Below are 16,992 nucleotides of genomic sequence, written 5' to 3'. Positions count from 1 at the left end.
CGGATCGGGGACCAACGACCCCGGCCCGCAGCCGTGCCGCGGGACTGGTGTCGCACCGGTGCCCGGGGACGATCGTGCTGCCCTCGGGAGCCTGCTTGACGGTTCGGCTCAACTTCTCCGCGTCGCACCCGGCGATGACGACCGTCGCACCTTCCTCGGCGAGTCGCAGAGCGATCGCGGTCCCCATGCCGGACCCGCCCCCGGCGGCCCGGGCCGGACAGCAGAATTCCCTCACCGCCAAGGAAGGTCGATCATCAGGGGAATTCGGAGTCTGCTCCCTGTCGCGGATCGGCGTCCAGCAGGACGAAGAGAACCGTGCAGGGCTTGTCGGAACGATTGTCCCAGGAGTGGTTGGTGCCCCGCTGGACCAGCACGTCGCCGGCGCGCATGAGTGTCTCGTCCCTGTCCAGGACGTTGTACACCTCGCCGTCGATGACGTAGGCGTAGTCGAGTGAATCGGTGCGATGGACGTAGGGAGCCGCACCCGATCCACGCGGCGGGAACTCGACCACGCGGAGCACACTGCCCCGGGCCGGCGGTGGGAGCGGCGTCCCGGGAGCGACCGGGTCGTGGTAGGGGTCCGCGTTGCCGGGGCGTCCCTCGTGCAACCAGAGGTTGGTCACGGTGGCGTGGGCGGTGATCTCGACGTGCGGACATTCGCGGTCCTCGGCGACGGCGGATCGTCCGTCGCGGTCATGGCCGGTGACGATTCTGCGAAATGTCCGCATTATCGGACCTCCGTTCCTTTCCGCTGCCAGAGAATGTAACTTCCGAGCAATTCGCCGCCGATCTTCATCGGCGGAGTGTCGAGTTTCAGCGTGTCCTCGCCCTCGAAGACGCACGTTCTGGCGAGGTCGGTGCCGACGAAATTCGGGAATGTCGCGATCTGCACGTGATGGACGACCGTGGCGGTCGGTTCGTCGACCTCGTAGGTGCCGGTGTACGAGATGATCGAGCGGTACGCTTCGGCTCGTTCCTCTTGCGTGCCACGGTCGAGCGACCCGTCGGCGAAGGACGCTCGCCCGGCGAGCATGAGATTGGCGCTCATCGTTCCCTCTTCGGTGTAGATGAGCAGCCCGGTGCAGGCCGCGGCCGGACCAAGCGGCGGATCGCGCGTTTCGTGGCCACGGAACACCTTCCAGTCGATCATCCGCCAGCTGCCGAGCAGGCGGGCACGAACCGATGTCATCACTGGATTCCTTCGTCTCGGTTGCCGTGCCCGGTCACATCGGCGGCGCGATGAACAGGCCGCGGTCGACGTCGTTGTGCGAGCGGGCGGCGATGAACTCGTCCATCTCGTTCGCGGTGCCCCACTGGTCGGCGTTGGCGGGATCGGTCAGGTCGTAGATGTGCGGGTGCCAGGTGTCCTCGTCGATCACCTCGAGCTCGGTCGTGTACTCGACGGTGTTGCCGGCCCGGTCCAGGTAGTAGCTGAACGAGTTGTCCCCGGCACGGTGCCGTCCGGGGCCCCAGAGGCGCTCGAAACCGAGACGGTTCATCCGCCCGGTGCCGCGCATGAACTCGTCGACGCCGCGCATCTCGAACGAGGCGTGGTGGAACGCGGCATGCGGACCACGCACGAAGCCGAAGCTGTGGTGGAAGGTGTTGCAGCGCAGGAACCACATGATCTCGCGGTCGCCGACACGCATCGTGTCGGACAGCCGGAACCCCAGGTGGTCGATGTACCAGCGGACGGTCGCTTCCGGGGTGGGCGTGTTCATCAGCACGTGGGAAAGCCGTACCGGGATGGACTCGCGCGCCTCGATCTTCCGGTGTGCCCGGACCGCGACGTCCGCGGAGACCTCGACCACCCGGCCCTCGTTGTCGAAGAACCGGACGCCGTAGCCGCCGCCCGGTGTGTCCAGCACACGGGGTTCGTGGATCAGCGTCACCCCTTGACCGATCAGTCGCTCGGTCAGGGTGTCCACATCGGACGGGCCGGCGGAGCCGAACGCGATGAGGTCGGTACGTTTCCGCTCGTCCTTGCGCAGCCGGACGACATACAGCTCCGGTGAGCCCTCGGCGGCGAGGAACGACACTCCCGAGTCGTCGGCGGTTTCCGTCAGCCCCCACGTGTCCCGGTAGAAGGCGCGCTGCTCGGCGAAGTTCGGCATCGCGATGTCGACGTGCCGCAGGTGCGTGATCAAACCGGTGGCGTGCATGTCAGTTCCCTTCGGTTGCCGGGTGGCCGAGCCGGTCGGTCAGCCAGTCGACGATGGTGGGCAGGACGGGGCCGGATCCCATGTGTCCGCCGGGAAAGAGCCGTGCGGTCTTCGGGTCGCCGTGCTCGAGGGCGAGGTGGATGTCGGCGGAGCAGTTCTGCTGGTCGTCCTTTCCGTTGACCAGTAACAGCGGGCACGACTTCTGTTCCAAAATTCCCTGATCCAGCAAGGAAAGTTCGGGGCATCGCGCGACGTAGTCCTCGTAGGTGTGGCCACCGAAGATGCGAGCGCGGGCGGGCATGAGATCCATCAGATAGGACGAGGCGTTCCGGGACTTCTCCTGCCACTCGGGCTGGAACGTCAGGTGCACGCCGCCACCCCAGTTGACCGCGGCGGTGAGCTGTTCGCGGTGCGTGTGCGCCAGTTTCATCGCCCAGTACCCGCCGAAGGACAACCCCAGAGCCGCGACCCGGTCCGCGTCGAGGTCGGCCCGGGTTCGCAGCCACGCGAACACCGGATCCCACTGGCGTTCCGCGTCCGGACCTGCCGGCACCGGGGACTGCCCGACTCCCGGCTTGTCGATGTGCACCGTGGCGAAACCACGTTCGCGCAGTAGCCGGCCGCGGGCGTAGCTTTCCTCCTTCCACACGTCGATTCCGCCCCACATCAGCACGACCGGTGGCCTGTCCACAGTGGAACCGGGCGGCCGGGCCACCAGGAACGAGACGGAGTCGCCTTCGCCCGCGCGGCCGTCGAACGGCACGCTGACCCGCTCGACCGGCGTGTCCTCCAGTTCGCACACCCGGGCGAAGTATTTCCGGGCCAGCTCGTACGCGGCCAGTTTGGCGGGGTGGATGGGCGACGGATACCGCCCGAGGAACGCGAATTGGTAGGCCTGCCACCAGTTTTCCAGCGCGTCGCCGCGGTCGCCGTCGGCCTCGGCCCGCTCGGCCGACGCCGCGAACTCCGCCGCACCGCCGAGCCAGTGCTCCGCCCACCGGACCGGGTCGACGCCAGGCAGCGTTTCGATGTACCGCGCCGCGGCGTCCTGGCCGATGGCGTTGAACGGGTTGCGTCGCTGTGCGAGGTGCGTGCGCAACCACGACTTCGCCTCGGACAGGGACGGGGCGGTGTTGTCGGACAAGTGAACCTCCTGTGTCACGCCGGCTGCGCCATCCGCTGGTGGCAAGCCTCGATGAGGGGATACGCATCGCGATGCCGTTGCTCCTGCTCGAGCCGGGCGATCGCGACCGAGGTCTTCACCAGGACCGAGCACCGTTCCCGGCGGCGGCCGGTGAACGCCTCGAGCGCCTTCCGGATGTCCTCGTACCGGTCCAGTTCCTGGGCCAGGACAAGGCCGTCCTCGATGGCGAGCGCGGCCCCGCTGGCCATTTGCGGCGAGGGCGCGTGCGCGGCGTCGCCGATGACGACGCTGGTCCCGTCGGACCACGCCGTGTCGACGAACGCGGTCTGCACCGGCCGCCGGACCACCGAATCGGACCGCGCGACCTCGGGCCGGATCTCCGCTATCCGGCCGGTGAACGGCGCGAGCAGATCGCCCATGCGCGCGGCGAGCTCGGCGTCCGGCAGCACGTCCGGCAGCACCCCGTTCTCGGTGAGGAAGACGTAGGCCTGGCTCGGGGAGATCGGCACGACTCCGGTCTGGTGGCCGGCACCGGCGAACGTGTGAATGCTCGTGGCCCAGCCGGGCCGCGGCACGCGGGCCCGCCACACCATCTGGCCGTGATACCGGATCGGGGTGGGCCGGCCGATGAGGTCCCGGACGGTGGAGCGGATGCCGTCGGCGCCCACGAGCAGGTCGACGGTGCGCGCCGTTCCGTCGGTCAGCTCGACGCGTACCTGACCGTTTCCTTGGTCCAGGCGGGAAACACTGAGTCCATAGTGGATTCGCGTGCCGAGCCGCAGCGCCTCGGCACGCAGGATCCGGTGCAGCTCCGGGCGCGCGATGCCGGCCATCGCCGGGCGATCGTCGCCGATCAGGCGCGGGAGCTCGATCGGGGTCGTCACCCCGTTCGCGTCCACGTTGGTGATCACGCTCATGCCGTATCCGGCGGCGAGGCAGTGCTCGGCGAGGCCGAGACCGTGGAGCGCCCGCAGCGACGGGCCGGTCAGGCTCAGCCCCCACCCGGCGGTGGCGCCCTCCGAGCCGGTTTCGACGACCTCGACACTCCACCCCCGCCGCGCCAGGGCGCTCGCCGTGGTCAACCCCGCGATGCCGGCACCGACGATCAACGCCGAACGGGTGCCGTCACTGTTCTCCATAGGACCTCCATGCCGATGTGCTCGACCAAACTAGGTCCGTGAGCCCGGCTTTCCCGTCCGTTTCCGGCGGCCGTTGTCCGGTTCCGGCAACGTTTTCCGGGCCGCCGGAATCGGACAGGCATCTCCGGAACCGGACACCGATCCCGCCGTCACCGGCTTAGCGTGGCCACAGCCGCTATCGGCGGCGGCGCAGATCCTTGGGAGGCAACGATGCCCCAGCCAGACGACGACCTGCCCTACGACGTCGTGCAAATCGGTTACGGCCCGGTCGGCCAGACCATGGCGGCCCTGCTCGGACAGTGCGGCCACCGGGTCGCCGTGTTCGAACGCTGGCCCGGGCTGTACGGCCGGGCCCGCGCCGGCCACGTCGATCACGAGATCATGCGGATCTTCCAGTCCCTCGGGATCGCCGAGCGGATCGAGCGGGACATGGTCCGGGCCACCAAGTACGTGTTCCGCAACGCGCGCGGCGAGACCCTGCTGACGTTCGACTGGGATGCCGACGGCATTTCCGGCTGGCCGTCGGACTACATCATGTATCAGCCGTCGATCGAGGACGCGCTCGACGCGGCCGTGCGGGCTCAGCCGACCGTTTCGGTGCATCAGGGCTGGGAGGCCACCGCGCTCACCCGGCACGAGGACCACGTCGAAGTCACGTTGCGTGAAATCACCACCTCCCCGGACGGCGAGAAGATCGCCGGCGCGCGGACCCGGACGGTGCGCGGCCGGTACCTGGTGGGCGCCGACGGCGCGAACAGCTTCGTCCGCGGCCGGCTCGGCACCACGCAGACCGACTTCGGGTTCCGGGAGACCTGGTTCGTCTGCGATCTCGTACCGAAGGTCCCGCTGGACTTCGGATTCGACAACGGGCAGGTGTGCGATCCAGCTCGGCCGCACTGTCTGTTCCAGCTCGGCACCCGGCACCGCCGGTTCGAATTCGCGCTGCTGCCCGGCGAGGCTCCGGAACGCTTCCGCGATCCCGGCGTGGCCTGGGACCTGCTCGCGCCCTACGCCGTGACCCCGGACAAGGCCGAGCTCGTCCGGCACGCGGTCTACACCTTCCAGGCCAAGCTCGCCGACCGGTGGCGCGACGAAAGGATCCTGCTGATCGGCGACGCCGCGCACGTCATGCCGCCGTTCATGGGACAGGGCATGTGCTCCGGCATCCGCGACGCCAAGGCACTGGCCTGGCGGCTCGATCTGGTGCTGCGCGGCATCGCGGAGGACACCCTGCTGGACAGTTACCAGATCGAGCGGGCGCCACACGTGGAGACGCTGATCCGGATGTCCATCGAGGCGGGCCGGGTGTCCTGCACCTTCGATCCGGAGATCGCCGAGGCCAGGGACGAGGCGTTCCGGTGCGGCGAAGTGCCGCCCCCGCCGCCGTTTCCGCACCTGCAGGACGGGCTGCTGGACACCGGGGCCGAAGGCAGGGCGGCCGAGGTTGTCGGCAGGCTCGCCCCGCAGGGCCGGGTGCGAGCCGGCGGGGAGACCGGGCGATTCGACGACGTGGTCGGCAGCGGGTGGACCCTGCTCTTCGCTCCCGGCACCGACTCTCGCCTCACCGCGGGGCACCGCGCGGTGCTCGACCGGCTCGGCGTCCGGGTGGTCGCCCTCGGCGAGGACACCGCCGACATCAACGGCTACTACGCCGGTTACTTCGCCAGGACCGGCGTCTCGATGATCCTCTACCGCCCCGACTTCCGCATCTTCGGTGCCGCGCAGGACAGCAGCGGGGTGGGCCGGGTCGTCGACGCGCTCGACCGGGCGATCGGGGCACCGGTGCGGATCGCGGCCATTTCATGACTCCGAGTGGGAAAGCGGCGGCCGAGGCGCACAAGCGGGCGATGCCGGTGCGGCGGCTCGTCGGCAACGGCATGGATTTCGCCGACGTCACCGAGCTCTACCGGCTCGTCGACACCGGCCGCCCGTGGGACGAGGCGGCCGAGGAACTCGGCGAGCGGAACATGGCTCGCGCGGACCGCGCGCTGGCCGGGGGGCACACCCTGACGGCCCGCGACTGGTATCTGTTCGCCTCGGCCTGTTTCCGGGCCGGGCAGGTCCCGCTCGCCGACACCGAGCCACGCAAACGGGAGCTCTACCGCAAGCTGATCACCGCCTTCGGCGCCGCGGGCGCGTTGACCGAGCCGATCGCCGAGCACCGGGACATCGACACCCCGGCCGGGATCGTGTCCGGCTGGCTGCTGCGCCCGGCCGGGGCCGGGGCCCCGCCCACCGTGGTGATCGTCGGTGGTTTCGACGGTTGGCGAGAGGAGTACCACGTCGGCGCCACCTACCTGCTCGACCGCGGGATCGCCGCATTCCTCGCCGATGGTCCCGGGCAGGGCGAGAGCAGGCTGTTCCACGGCAGCACGATGACCCCGGAGGTGGACAAGGCGTTCGAGACGGTCGCGCGGACCCTGCGAGCGGACGACCGGCTCGGCGACCGGGTGGGGATCTGGGGGAACAGCATGGGCGGGTTCCTCGCCGCACTGGCGGCGAGCGCGGGCGAGGGTTTCGCGGCCTGCTGTGTCAACGGCGGCACCGTGCGCCCCGCCGAGATCCTGGACCGCTTTCCCCGGTTCACCGCGAAGGTGCGGCCGCTGCTCGGGATCGACGATCCGGAGCAGGCCCGGTCCGCGATGGAGAGCTATCGGCTCACCCCGGAACGCCTTGCCCTCCTGCGGGTCCCGTTGCTGGTCCTGCACGGCACACCGGACCGGGTGTTCCTGGTCGAGAACGCCCGCGCGCTGTTCGACGGCGCCGGATCGCCCGACAAGCACTGGGCCGAGTGGCCCGACGGCGACCACTGCGTCTACAACCATTCGCACGCCAAGCATGTGCTGGTCGCGGACTGGTTCACCGACCGGCTGCACGCTTCGAGCAGTGTTCCGCCAGCTCGATCGATGGCATGATCGTCTTGCCTACCAGGGAGCGTGAGCGATGTTGTCGAGTCCCCTGCGTGATTACGTCATCACGAAGTCCGAGAATCCGGTGAACCTGCTGCGGTCGGCCGGCCGGTTGTTCGGCGGCGCGGTCAACGCCAGTCCCCTGGGCCCGTTCGCCGATGGCGAGCACGAGGTACGCGGCGTCGCGGCCGCGGATTTCGCCGTCGGCTACTTCGCCTCGTCACTGGCGGTGCGGGTGCGCGCGGCACCAGGGCGGGATTCGTATTTCGTCAACCTGGGCGTGGCCGGTGAGATCACCGCGAGCCGGGGCGGCCGGCAGGCCGTGCTGAGCCGCGCGCGGGCCGGGGTGTTCAATCCGGGCGACGCGCAGGACCTTCGGCCGAACCGGCCGGGAACGAGGTTCCTCGGCCTGCGCATCGACGCCGGCCTCGTCCAGCGCGAACTCGCGGCGCTCACCGGGCGCCCGACCGGTTCCGCGGTGCGCTTCGACCTTCCGCTCGACCTGGCCGAACCGCGAGGTAGCGCGGTGCGGCTGCTGATCGGTTCGCTGATCGAGCAGCTGGACTCGGACGACCCGCTGTTCCAGCGCGAAGAACTGCGCCGGAACCAGCTTCGGTGCATCGTGACCGCGCTGCTGCTGGCCCAGCCCCACACGCACACCGCGACGCTGCGCGGCGTCGGCCAGACGCCGCATCCCAGAGCGCTGCGCGCGGCGATCGCCTTCGTCGAGGACAACCTGTCCGAACCGATCTCCCTCGGCCGGATCGCGGAAGCCGCCGGGTGCAGCGCACGGACCGTCAGCAGCGCGTTCCGGGGGAAGCTCGGGACGTCGCCGATGAGTTACGTGCGCAACCTCCGGCTGGACCGGATCCACCACGACATCCTGTCCACCGACGACGGGATCGGCGACATCGCCTATCGCTGGGGTGTAACCCATCTCGGCCGGTTCGCGAGTGACTACCGTGCACGATTCGGCGAACTGCCGTCGACCACCGCCTCCCGGCGGTAGCGTCCGATTCCAGCCACTCGAAGCCACCGGCCGACAGCCCGAAAGGGGCAGCCATCTTCTGGGCTTCATTTTTCTCCCTGGCATTGCGAAAGCGTCAAGTCGTGAATCGCGATCAATCCACTGGCCCGGACGCGGGCCGCGAACTAGCCCCTTGTCGTTTCCCTGCCAAGGGTAAACCCCGTGCCGCCGGTCACTTGTGGACGGTGGCGGCCGATCGGGCCGGGCACGGCTACGGTGTGAGTCGCAGGATGCGTTGGGCGTTGGCGTATGCCACTTTTTCTTTGTCGGGGCTGGAGAGCGGTGCGGCGTGTAGGAACTCGGCCGCTTCCCTGGTCGGTTCGAAAGGGTAGTCGATGGAGAACATCACGTTGTCGACGCCGATTGTCTGGATCGTGCCGAGCGGTGCCGCGCGCGAGAAAACGCCGGACGTGGTGATCGTGATGTTGGTTCCGAAGTACTCCGAGGGCGCTTTCTCCAGTGATCGTTGTAGTCGAGGGTCGAGGTCGCGGTAGCGGGCGTCGATGCGGTGCAGCTGGGCCAGGAGGAAATCGCCCATGTGCCCCAGGATGATCCGGGCGCCGGGGTATCGGTCGGAGACGCCACCGAAGATCGACCGACCGCCACCGTCCACAAGCGACCTACGGCATGGGGGCCGTTGTCATCGGAGGGCGCGGGAGGGTCACATGCCGGCCGGGGCCAGGACGCTGTCGAACGGGACGGACCTTGGCCTTTCGGCTGACCGGCTCGTGTGCGGTCGTTGGCGGCGCGGGTTGGGCGGCCTGGCGGGAAGCGTCGAGGGGTTGACACGGGAAAGTGTGAGTGGTTTATTACTCATATGGCAGCGACGGGACGGGTGCTCAGCACCGCGGAGGAACGCAGGGAAGTGGTGCTCAGCACCGCGGTCAGCAGCTTCGCGGCCCGTGGCTACTACGGCACCAACACCACCGAGGTGGCGAAGCGAGCGGGTATCTCGCAGGCCTATGTCTATCGCTTGTTCCCCAGCAAGGAGGCGTTGTTCGTCGCGGTCGTCGAGCACTGCTTCGACCTCGTGCGGGACAGCTTCGCCAGGGGGGCGGCCAAGGCACGCGGCAGCGAGCCGCATGAGGTGCTGATGGCGATGGGCGACGAATACGCCCGGCTCATCGCCGACAAGGACCTGTTACTGGTCCAGGTGCACGCCCAGGCGGCCGCGGCTTCCGAGCCCGCGGTGCGCGAGGTGGTGCAGCGCAGCTACGCCAGGACCGTCGAGTACGTGCGCAGCGTTTCCGGCGCGGACGCCGACGCGATCCAGCACTTCATGGCCTGGGGGGCGTTGTGCCACCTGGTGGTGGCGATCGGTGCCACCGAGCTCGACGCGCCGTGGGCGAACACGCTCTCGGCGGGCCTGCGCCACTACTGAGTTTTCACCACTGAGCTTTCACCGTGAGAACAGCCGCGTCGCGCGGCTTTTCTTTTGACTCATAGTGTGAGTGGTTAACCACTCAATACGGGAGGAGTAGCGATGAACCAGGAACTACACGTCGTCCTCGGCACCGGACCGGTCGGCCTGACCCTCGCCGAGCGGCTCGTCGCCCGGGGCCACCGGGTACGCACGGTGAACCGGTCCGGCGGCGGGGAGCGGATCGCCGGTTCGGTGCGGGTCGCCGCCGACGTGACCGACCGGGTCAAGCTCGCCGAGGTAGTGGAGGGTGCCGACGTCGTCTACAACTGCACGCACGTGCCGTACCAGTTGCAGCCGCAGGTGCTGCCGGTGATCCAGGACGCGCTGCTCGACGTCGTCGGTCGCAGCGGCGCGAAGCTGGTCACCGTCGAGACGCTCAACCAGTACGGCCCGACCGGCGGGGTGCCGATGACCGAGCGGACACCGCTCGCCGCGCCGGGCCCGAAGGGCAAGACGCGCGCCGCGATCACCGAGCGATACCTGGCCGCGCACCAGCGCGGGGACGTCCGCGTCACACTCGGCATGGCGGCCGACTTCTTCGGCCCGCGCGTTCTGCTGTCCTCGCTGGGCGTGTCGGTGTTCCCGGCCGCGCTGACCGGCGAGGCCCGGCTCGGGCTGGGCGACATCGACCTGCCGAAGAGCTACACCTACGTGCCCGACCTCGCCGCCGGGCTCGCCGTACTCGGCTCCGACGAGCGCGCACTGGGCAAACTGTGGCACCTGCCCGTCGACGGCCCGTACACGACCCGGCAGATCCACGATGTCATCGGCGACCTGACCGGCGAGCCGACACAGATCACGGTGCAGCGCGAGCCAGGACCGTTCGGCCCCTACGACGAGGAGTTCATGGCCGAGTACCGCGAACTCTTCTACTGGCACACCGAGCCGTTCGTCATGGACGACTCCCTCTACACCAGCACTTTCGGTGTCCGCGCCACCCCCATGCGCGAAGCACTCGCCCAGACCCTCGCCTGGTTCGCCCACTCCGTCCGGAAAGGACAGTGACCATGAAGACCCTGTACACCACCGAAGTGACCTCCAGCGGTGACGGCCGCAACGGCAAGGTCCGCTCCCACGACGGCCTGCTGGACACCGCCCTCGCGCTCCCCAAGGAAGCGGGCGGCTCCGGCACGGCGACCAACCCCGAGCAGTTGTTCGGCGCGGGCTACTCGGCCTGCTTCCACAGCGCGTTGCGACTGGTCGCCAGGCAGCGCAAGGTCAAGCTGTCCGGCGACACAGTCGTCGCGCGGGTGAGCCTCGCCCAGGACGAGGCCGGGTTCCTGCTCGACGTCGAGCTGTCCGTCTCGCTTCCCGGGCTGTCACAAGAGGACGCCGAATCGCTGGCCGAGGACGCCCACGGGCGCTGCCCGTACTCCCGGGCGATCCGCGGCAACGTCGACGTCACACTGCGCGTGGCCGTCTGACCGGCGGGCCCCGGCACCCGCGAGCACAACGGTCATGGGGCACAGGCGATGGACGATCTTCGCTCACGGAACGCGTGCGGGGAGATCGTCCCTCGTGGTTTCCAGGGGTGTCCTCGGGTAGAACCCCTTCGACACCAGGTGCTCCTTGAGCATCGGCTTTGGAGCGTTCGACCCCGCGCCCCGTTCGAGCCCGTGACCGCCTCGCCGCTCGCGTGGCTCGGCCGGAGCCTGGGTAGCACGCTTGTCCACCCGCAGCCACGATCAGGGACCACAGCGACATCCAGTCGCCGTACTGGCCGAAGTCCCACGATCCACAGGCCGCCTTTGGCGCAAGTTCCGGACTGACTCACAGCGAGGCTCGGACAGTGCGCAATGGCCGCCGTGCCACTACTGTCCAAGCGGCCCCGAGCAGACGAAAAGGCCCCGCGCGGCATCATTCGACACAACGGAGTTTCGGCTCTTGACCAGCGGGTTCGGGGCTCGGGTCCCTGATGGCGCGCCCCCAGACTCCAGGTCATCGGACTTGATGACCCGGAGTCTGTGTTCTCCGGAATTTCCTTCCGCTTGCAGACTGTCCATTGTGGTCTCCTGCGACCCCGGACTGCCGGACTTCATCGGCACCGGCCTCGCGCCAAACTGCACCCGCTGGCCACCATCGCGCCGGTACTCGCCGGGGCCGCGTTCTCCCGCGTAACGCACGCTGTGGAGGTACTGTCACGCGCCTTTACGCAGCCGCGAGGTGATCTCGGCCCCCGCGGCGTCCGGCGGCGCGCTGATGCCCAACGCGTCGGCGAGTCCCGCGGCATGCAGGTCCACAACGGACTCGACGAGGTCGGCGTACAGGGCGACCGTGCTTCGGCCACGACGCCAGGCGGTCACCACGATGAGCAGCCCGAGCACGGCCGCCGGCCACCACACCACGCCAAGGGCCAGATACGGCAGGCCCCAGCCGCAGAGGGTGGCCGCCGCGCCGAACGCCGTCGCGGCGGCACGTACCTCCGTGCGCGTCGCGTCGGCCACGGTCAACCACAGCCGCGGCCACGCCGTGCCGAGGTCGAGCTCGTACTCCGCGAACACCCTGGCGTCCACCGCGGCCATCCGGTCACCGATCCAGGTTGGCCGGCCCGGCCGCACGAGGCCGATCCGGTTGCGCCGCCCGGCCAACCGGTCGAGTTCCTGCCGCGCTGCCTCGGGGTCGTCGGCGTTCCGCGCGTCGAGCAGGATGGTTTCATACGCGGCCGTCGCGCGGTTCCACCTGGCCCGCCGGGATCGCACCAGCAACCAGCCGGCCCAGCGCGGCCACGGGTCGAGCCACACCTTCCGCACCGCCCAGCCGAGGCCCGTCGCGGCGACGCCGAGCGCGGCGGCGGCCAGCAGTACGGCCGCCGCGATCATGACGGCGAGCACCGCGCCCGAGGCCTGCACCGCCGTGCTCCAGGACCGTGCCACGGCCGTGAGCCGTGTCGTGTCGGCCCAGTGCGCCTGCCCGAGGACACCGCCGGCAAGGCAGGCGCCGAGCAGCAACAACCCGGGAAGCACCAGCAGGGAGAGCCATTTCTCCGCGAGCTTGCGGCCCAGCTCGCTCAGGAAGGCGGACATCCCGTCACAACTTCGTCGGGCGCAGGCGCGCCTCGTCGAGGTGGCAGGTCGGCGCCGGTTCGCCCGATCTCCTTGGCGTGACCCGGGAACAACGGCTGCTCGGGCACACGTACACCTCATGGGCCGACCGGCGGCCGAACCGGCCGAGCAGCGCGGGGCCAGGCTGATCGCCACGCCACACCGACGGCGGTGGCGGGCCGTGCACCTTGGCCAGCACCGAGTCCAGGCTTTCGGCGGTGAGCCGCCCGTCCTTGGCCTGCTCGATCAGCCCGGAAACGTCGTCCGGCGCGTACTTGCGGAGCAGGGCAAGGCCGGCGCAGAGCCTGGCCACATCGTCCCTCGGATCACCCATGGCAGCAGATCGTACTGAAGCGATTACCGAAATCGGCTGTTTCGCCGATGATCGTGCGGCATGCTGGTGACCATGGCCGCTCTGCCGTCCCGCTCGGTGGATGAGCAACACGCGTACATGGGCGTGCATCCGTGCGACTGCGGCGACGACACGGTCGAGGTCTGGTCGGGTGGCGCCGTCCACGGCGTGACCAGGACGGAACGGACCTACACCTGGGCGTGCCCGGCCTGTGGCGCAACTCGTCGATTCGACTTCTCCACCCTGAAGGAGCGGCGAGCACGGGCTGATCAGCCATACGGCGAAGGGCTGTCGGAGATCCTCGATCCCGGTGAGTGGCTTGTGGTCGGCGGTGCCTTCGCGGACCTGGCGGCGGACCGCTCGCGGTCTCGCCAGGATCGGCGCCACGGTCGTTGGCTCGCTCCGGCGGCGATCGAGGAGGCGCTCAAGTTCATCCCACCGGGCGCCGACGAGGTGCCGCGATCCGCCTTCACCAGTGAGATCGGCAAGGTCGTCCGGCTTGTCCGGCCCGACTGGTTCCACCGGGACGCCCTCCTGCACCGGATCAAGGTGTTCGCCAAGGGACGGGTCGTGGCCGAGGACACGCCATGGCCGGGCAAAGCGACCCGTCGGCGGCAGGAACTGCTGACCTCGCTCACGCAGCGGCTCGAGGAGGCCGCCGGCCGGGGCAGCGACCACTCCGCTGTGCTGGCGCCGGAGGCGGTGGCCGAGGCCCGCGAACTGCGCGAGCTGAGCGCGGGGTTCGATCTGGAGGCCACCTACGTGTGCGCCCTGGTGCACATCCTGCGGCACACCAGGCGAACGCTGTCCGGCGCCCACGCCGCCGACGATCTCGCCGAGGCCCTGCGGCTGTTCCGGGTGGTGCGTGCGGCGGAGTCCGTGTCGTTTCCGAAGACGTGGTTGGCGGCGGGCCCGCCCGAGCAGGGTGCCTTGGTGATCCCCGAGCCGGTTCGTCTCGTTCTGGAGAGTCACGATGCCGGCTGAGGACGCGATCGCGAAAGCCGTCAGCGATCTCTACGCGGCGGCGGGGTCCACGAACCGGAAACGAATCGACGTCGCGGTCCGCGCGCTGATCATGGCCTTGGCCAGGGCGCGGGTGAGCGGGACACATCGTGTTCATCGGATGGCCGGCGTACTGCGAGAGCTGGTGTTCGGCAAGACGTCCGAACGGCCAGGCGCCCTCGACGCCGCCGTCGAACTGGGCCGCTACGCCCACGGCTACCCACAGCGCGATCACGAACTGGCCGCGTGGGTGGCCCTGATGCACGGCGTCGCGCTGGCCACGCGGCGCTCGTGGGTACACGACCTCGACGAGAGCATCGCCGCGCTGCGCAGCGCCGACGAGTCGGCCGGGGACAACCGCGACCTACGTGTCATCGCGTTGTCCTACCTTCGAGAGCTCCCTCGCGTCCGCTACGAACACACGTCGGACGGGGCCGATCTCGACTTGGCGGTCGACGCCGCCGAGCGGCTGCTGGAGTGGCCGAACGACCAGGCACGCACGCAGCTCAACCTCACCGAAAGCCTGCTCCGGCGCTACGAGCACGCCGACCGGCCGGAAGACCTGGCTCGGGCGAGGGAGGCCGCGGAACGGGCGATCTCGCTGGCTCCGGAGGAACCCCGGCCGCTCAGCTGCCTCGCCAGTGTCCTGCGCTACCAGCATCGACGGCAGCGGGACGTCGCCGCGCTGCGGCGTTCGATCGAACTGCTGCGTGCCGCGCTTCGGCTGGAGCCGGACAGCGCCGAGATCCGCGCGAATCTCGGCCTGTCGCTGAACGCGCTGTTCGAGGCCACGGACGACACGAGGGTTTTGGACGAGGCCATCTCCGTTCAGCGGGCGGTGGTGGCCCAGCGGACGACGGACGACGACCCGGTGCCGGCCAGAGACCTGGTGAACCTGGGAAGGTGCCTGGGCAATCGGTTCCACCGGTACCACCACCTGGCCGACCTCACCGAAGCGATCGCCGCCTATCGCAAGGCGTCCTCGCGGGACTACCCGACGCGGTACGTCGCGCGATCCGGTCTCGCACTCGCGCTCGCGAGCCACGCGCTCACACCCGCCGGCACGCCGGCGGACTTGGCCGAAGCGATCGAGATCATGCAGGACACCCTGGACAACCTGCCGTCCGATCATCACGCACGCCCGATGATCACCCGAAACCTGGCCATGCTGTGGCAGGACCAGCACGCCGGTGCCGCCCGCTTGGACGAGGCGGTGCGGTTCGCCGAATCCGCGACCGGCGAGGTGGCGGGATCGCGGGTCGCCCGGTTCGACGTGCTCGGAACGGCTCTGGAGAAGCGGTTCCGCGACAGCGGTAGCGAAGAGGACCGCGTGCGCGCCATCGCCGCCTTCACCGAGGCGGCAGGCGATCCCCTCGCCGACGTCCACGCCAGGATCAGCGCCGGATCGAGCTGGGGCGCGCTGGCCGCACGCGCCGGCGAGTGGGCCAGTGCGACCGCGGGCTACCGGATAGCGGTCGACGCGTTCGCCCAGTCGGCGCCCGCCGAGCTCCGGAGGTCGGATCAGGAGCACAACCTGCGTCACCCCGGCCTGGCCGCCGACGCGGCGGCCTGCGCGTTACGGCACGGCGACGCGACCGAAGCACTGCGGTTGCTGGAACGCGGGCGCGGGGTGCTGCTGACCCAGGCGCTGGGACAACCGCCGCAGGCAGGCGGCGCCGTCACCGGCCCGGTGGTGGCCGTGAACGTCAGCGAACACGGCTGCGCGGCGATCATCGTCACCGGCTCGCGGGTGCGTACGGTGCCGTTGCCGGAGCTCACCCTGGATGCCGTGCTGCACCGGATCGGGGCGTTCCAGTACGCCGTGGAGATCACCGAGTTCCAACACGCGTTCGACGTCGACGACGTGTGGGCCGCCTCCCGGTTCGTCGCCCGGCTGTTGCGCTGGCTGTGGGACGTCGTAGCCGAACCAATTCTGTCCACTATGGACATTCCGGTCGGCGGCAAACCGCCCCGGCTGTGGTGGATGCCCGTGGGACCGCTCGCGTTCCTGCCGCTGCACGCGGCCGGATACCACGTCGAGCAGGACGGCCGCACGGTCCTGGATCGGGTGATTTCCTCGTACACACCGACCATCGCCGCGCTGAGGCACGCCACGGCGACCGAGCCGGGCCCCGGCGTCCCGGTCTCGCCGCTGGCCGTCGGAGTGTCCCACGTGGACGGTTACCCCGAATTGACCGGCGCACGACGGGAGATCGAGGCGCTACGAACCCTGCTCCCGGGAATTCGTGTCCTGCGCGACGAGCAGGCGACGCGCGCCAAGGTGTGTGCCGCGATCGCGAACAGCGATCTGGTCCACTTCGCGTGTCACGCCACGAGCCGGGCGACCGACCCTTCGTCCGGTCACCTCGTACTCGCCGACGGCCCGTTGACCGTGACCGAGATCGCCGACGGCCACACCCCCGATGCCTGGCTCGCCTACCTGTCGGCCTGCGCGACCGGACGAACCGGGATCACACTCCCGGACGAGGCGATCCACATCGCGTCGGCGTTCCAGCAGGCCGGGTATCCGCACGTGATCTCCACGCTGTGGCCGATCAGCGACGAAGCGGAATTCGCCGAGCGCGTCTACACCGAACTGCTCGGCAAGGGAAGCCACCCCGCCGACGCCGTGCACGCCGCCACGCGCGACCTCCGGGACCACTACGCGGGTGGCCACCCCTTGCACTGGGCGGCACACGCGCACACCGGGCCATGATCCTGGCCAGCCAAGGATCCGGGATCGAGCCTCGGCGTCCTCGCCGGGCCGGCTGAGATACCTGACCAGCGGTGACA

The 16,992-nt window shown here is 69.6% G+C and carries 16 protein-coding genes; 8 read left to right on the top strand and 8 right to left on the bottom strand.

The window, feature by feature from the left end:
• Positions 1 to 254 precede the first annotated feature (254 nt).
• From ACFW0G_RS27950 to ACFW0G_RS27930, 5 genes are read right to left on the bottom strand one after another with little or no spacing between them, the layout of a single operon-like run.
• On the bottom strand, positions 255 to 728 hold the full coding sequence (locus tag ACFW0G_RS27950) for a cupin domain-containing protein (RefSeq protein ID WP_378328383.1): 474 nt from the start codon (positions 726 to 728) through the stop codon (positions 255 to 257).
• Positions 728 to 1,189, bottom strand: coding sequence for a lipocalin-like domain-containing protein (locus tag ACFW0G_RS27945; protein WP_378328382.1), 462 nt, complete (start codon positions 1,187 to 1,189; stop codon positions 728 to 730). Before ACFW0G_RS27945 ends, ACFW0G_RS27950 begins: the two co-directional genes overlap by 1 nt.
• 34 nt (positions 1,190 to 1,223) lie before the next feature.
• Positions 1,224 to 2,162, bottom strand: a complete 939-nt coding sequence (locus ACFW0G_RS27940; RefSeq protein ID WP_378328381.1) for a VOC family protein — start codon at positions 2,160 to 2,162, stop codon at positions 1,224 to 1,226.
• Between the two features lies 1 nt (position 2,163).
• A complete protein-coding gene (locus ACFW0G_RS27935) occupies positions 2,164 to 3,306 on the bottom strand; it encodes an alpha/beta hydrolase family protein (protein ID WP_378328380.1) in 1,143 nt (380 codons plus the stop codon).
• A gap of 14 nt (positions 3,307 to 3,320) precedes the next feature.
• The gene (locus tag ACFW0G_RS27930; protein WP_378328379.1) at positions 3,321 to 4,445 is read right to left on the bottom strand and encodes an FAD-dependent monooxygenase; all 1,125 of its coding nucleotides are present in this window, start codon (positions 4,443 to 4,445) and stop codon (positions 3,321 to 3,323) included.
• A gap of 210 nt (positions 4,446 to 4,655) precedes the next feature.
• Between ACFW0G_RS27930 and ACFW0G_RS27925 the strand changes: the two genes are divergently transcribed.
• Genes ACFW0G_RS27925 through ACFW0G_RS27915 form a run of 3 tightly spaced genes read left to right on the top strand, consistent with a single transcriptional unit; the run spans position 4,656 to position 8,363 of the window.
• Positions 4,656 to 6,251, top strand: a complete 1,596-nt coding sequence (locus ACFW0G_RS27925; protein ID WP_378328378.1) for a bifunctional 3-(3-hydroxy-phenyl)propionate/3-hydroxycinnamic acid hydroxylase — start codon at positions 4,656 to 4,658, stop codon at positions 6,249 to 6,251.
• Positions 6,248 to 7,360, top strand: a complete 1,113-nt coding sequence (locus ACFW0G_RS27920) for an alpha/beta hydrolase family protein (RefSeq protein WP_378328377.1) — start codon at positions 6,248 to 6,250, stop codon at positions 7,358 to 7,360. Before ACFW0G_RS27925 ends, ACFW0G_RS27920 begins: the two co-directional genes overlap by 4 nt.
• Before the next feature lie 28 nt (positions 7,361 to 7,388).
• Positions 7,389 to 8,363, top strand: coding sequence for an AraC family transcriptional regulator (locus ACFW0G_RS27915; RefSeq protein ID WP_378328376.1), 975 nt, complete (start codon positions 7,389 to 7,391; stop codon positions 8,361 to 8,363).
• Positions 8,364 to 8,592: 229 nt separating this feature from the next.
• Here the strand turns inward: ACFW0G_RS27915 and ACFW0G_RS27910 are convergent, their stop codons facing one another.
• A complete protein-coding gene (locus tag ACFW0G_RS27910; protein ID WP_378328375.1) occupies positions 8,593 to 8,994 on the bottom strand; it encodes an amidohydrolase family protein in 402 nt (133 codons plus the stop codon).
• A 204-nt stretch (positions 8,995 to 9,198) separates the two neighbouring features.
• Between ACFW0G_RS27910 and ACFW0G_RS27905 the strand changes: the two genes are divergently transcribed.
• The 3 genes from ACFW0G_RS27905 to ACFW0G_RS27895 all read left to right on the top strand — a co-directional run bounded on the left by ACFW0G_RS27905 (position 9,199) and on the right by ACFW0G_RS27895 (position 11,228).
• Positions 9,199 to 9,762 carry a TetR/AcrR family transcriptional regulator gene (locus tag ACFW0G_RS27905; RefSeq protein ID WP_378328374.1) on the top strand — a complete coding sequence of 188 codons (564 nt, stop codon included), beginning with the start codon at positions 9,199 to 9,201 and terminating at the stop codon, positions 9,760 to 9,762.
• A gap of 102 nt (positions 9,763 to 9,864) precedes the next feature.
• Complete coding sequence (locus ACFW0G_RS27900; protein WP_378328373.1) at positions 9,865 to 10,809, top strand: NAD-dependent epimerase/dehydratase family protein; 945 nt, start codon at positions 9,865 to 9,867, stop codon at positions 10,807 to 10,809.
• A gap of 2 nt (positions 10,810 to 10,811) precedes the next feature.
• Entirely contained in the window at positions 10,812 to 11,228 is a 417-nt protein-coding gene (locus ACFW0G_RS27895; protein WP_378328372.1) for an organic hydroperoxide resistance protein, read from the top strand.
• A 714-nt stretch (positions 11,229 to 11,942) separates the two neighbouring features.
• Here ACFW0G_RS27895 and ACFW0G_RS27890 read toward each other — a convergent pair.
• Positions 11,943 to 12,827, bottom strand: a complete 885-nt coding sequence (locus ACFW0G_RS27890) for a hypothetical protein (RefSeq protein WP_378328371.1) — start codon at positions 12,825 to 12,827, stop codon at positions 11,943 to 11,945.
• 4 nt (positions 12,828 to 12,831) lie between these two features.
• Positions 12,832 to 13,179 (bottom strand): hypothetical protein, encoded by a 348-nt coding sequence (locus ACFW0G_RS27885; protein ID WP_378328370.1) that lies wholly within the window; start codon positions 13,177 to 13,179, stop codon positions 12,832 to 12,834.
• Between the two features lie 72 nt (positions 13,180 to 13,251).
• Between ACFW0G_RS27885 and ACFW0G_RS27880 the strand changes: the two genes are divergently transcribed.
• Positions 13,252 to 14,181, top strand: a complete 930-nt coding sequence (locus tag ACFW0G_RS27880; protein WP_378328369.1) for a hypothetical protein — start codon at positions 13,252 to 13,254, stop codon at positions 14,179 to 14,181.
• Positions 14,171 to 16,915, top strand: coding sequence for a CHAT domain-containing protein (locus tag ACFW0G_RS27875; protein WP_378328368.1), 2,745 nt, complete (start codon positions 14,171 to 14,173; stop codon positions 16,913 to 16,915). Before ACFW0G_RS27880 ends, ACFW0G_RS27875 begins: the two co-directional genes overlap by 11 nt.
• The last annotated feature ends 77 nt before the right edge of the window (positions 16,916 to 16,992 follow it).

The organism is Amycolatopsis sp. NPDC058986, from assembly GCF_042741125.1.
Taxonomy (GTDB): domain Bacteria; phylum Actinomycetota; class Actinomycetes; order Mycobacteriales; family Pseudonocardiaceae; genus Amycolatopsis.
This window is presented reverse-complemented; position numbering and strand designations above follow the sequence as displayed.

Bases quoted from the DNA above. Each gene is read 5' to 3' on its own strand.
- ACFW0G_RS27880 (WP_378328369.1), top strand. From the start codon at position 13,252: ATGGCCGCTCTGCCGTCCCGCTCGGTGGATGAGCAACACGCGTACATG.
- ACFW0G_RS27885 (WP_378328370.1), bottom strand. From the start codon at position 13,179: ATGGGTGATCCGAGGGACGATGTGGCCAGGCTCTGCGCCGGCCTTGCC.
- ACFW0G_RS27920 (WP_378328377.1), top strand. From the start codon at position 6,248: ATGACTCCGAGTGGGAAAGCGGCGGCCGAGGCGCACAAGCGGGCGATG.
- ACFW0G_RS27915 (WP_378328376.1), top strand. From the start codon at position 7,389: ATGTTGTCGAGTCCCCTGCGTGATTACGTCATCACGAAGTCCGAGAAT.
- ACFW0G_RS27930 (WP_378328379.1), bottom strand. From the start codon at position 4,445: ATGGAGAACAGTGACGGCACCCGTTCGGCGTTGATCGTCGGTGCCGGC.
- ACFW0G_RS27875 (WP_378328368.1), top strand. From the start codon at position 14,171: ATGCCGGCTGAGGACGCGATCGCGAAAGCCGTCAGCGATCTCTACGCG.
- ACFW0G_RS27900 (WP_378328373.1), top strand. From the start codon at position 9,865: ATGAACCAGGAACTACACGTCGTCCTCGGCACCGGACCGGTCGGCCTG.
- ACFW0G_RS27890 (WP_378328371.1), bottom strand. From the start codon at position 12,827: ATGTCCGCCTTCCTGAGCGAGCTGGGCCGCAAGCTCGCGGAGAAATGG.
- ACFW0G_RS27895 (WP_378328372.1), top strand. From the start codon at position 10,812: ATGAAGACCCTGTACACCACCGAAGTGACCTCCAGCGGTGACGGCCGC.
- ACFW0G_RS27945 (WP_378328382.1), bottom strand. From the start codon at position 1,189: ATGACATCGGTTCGTGCCCGCCTGCTCGGCAGCTGGCGGATGATCGAC.
- ACFW0G_RS27950 (WP_378328383.1), bottom strand. From the start codon at position 728: ATGCGGACATTTCGCAGAATCGTCACCGGCCATGACCGCGACGGACGA.
- ACFW0G_RS27925 (WP_378328378.1), top strand. From the start codon at position 4,656: ATGCCCCAGCCAGACGACGACCTGCCCTACGACGTCGTGCAAATCGGT.
- ACFW0G_RS27905 (WP_378328374.1), top strand. From the start codon at position 9,199: ATGGCAGCGACGGGACGGGTGCTCAGCACCGCGGAGGAACGCAGGGAA.
- ACFW0G_RS27940 (WP_378328381.1), bottom strand. From the start codon at position 2,162: ATGCACGCCACCGGTTTGATCACGCACCTGCGGCACGTCGACATCGCG.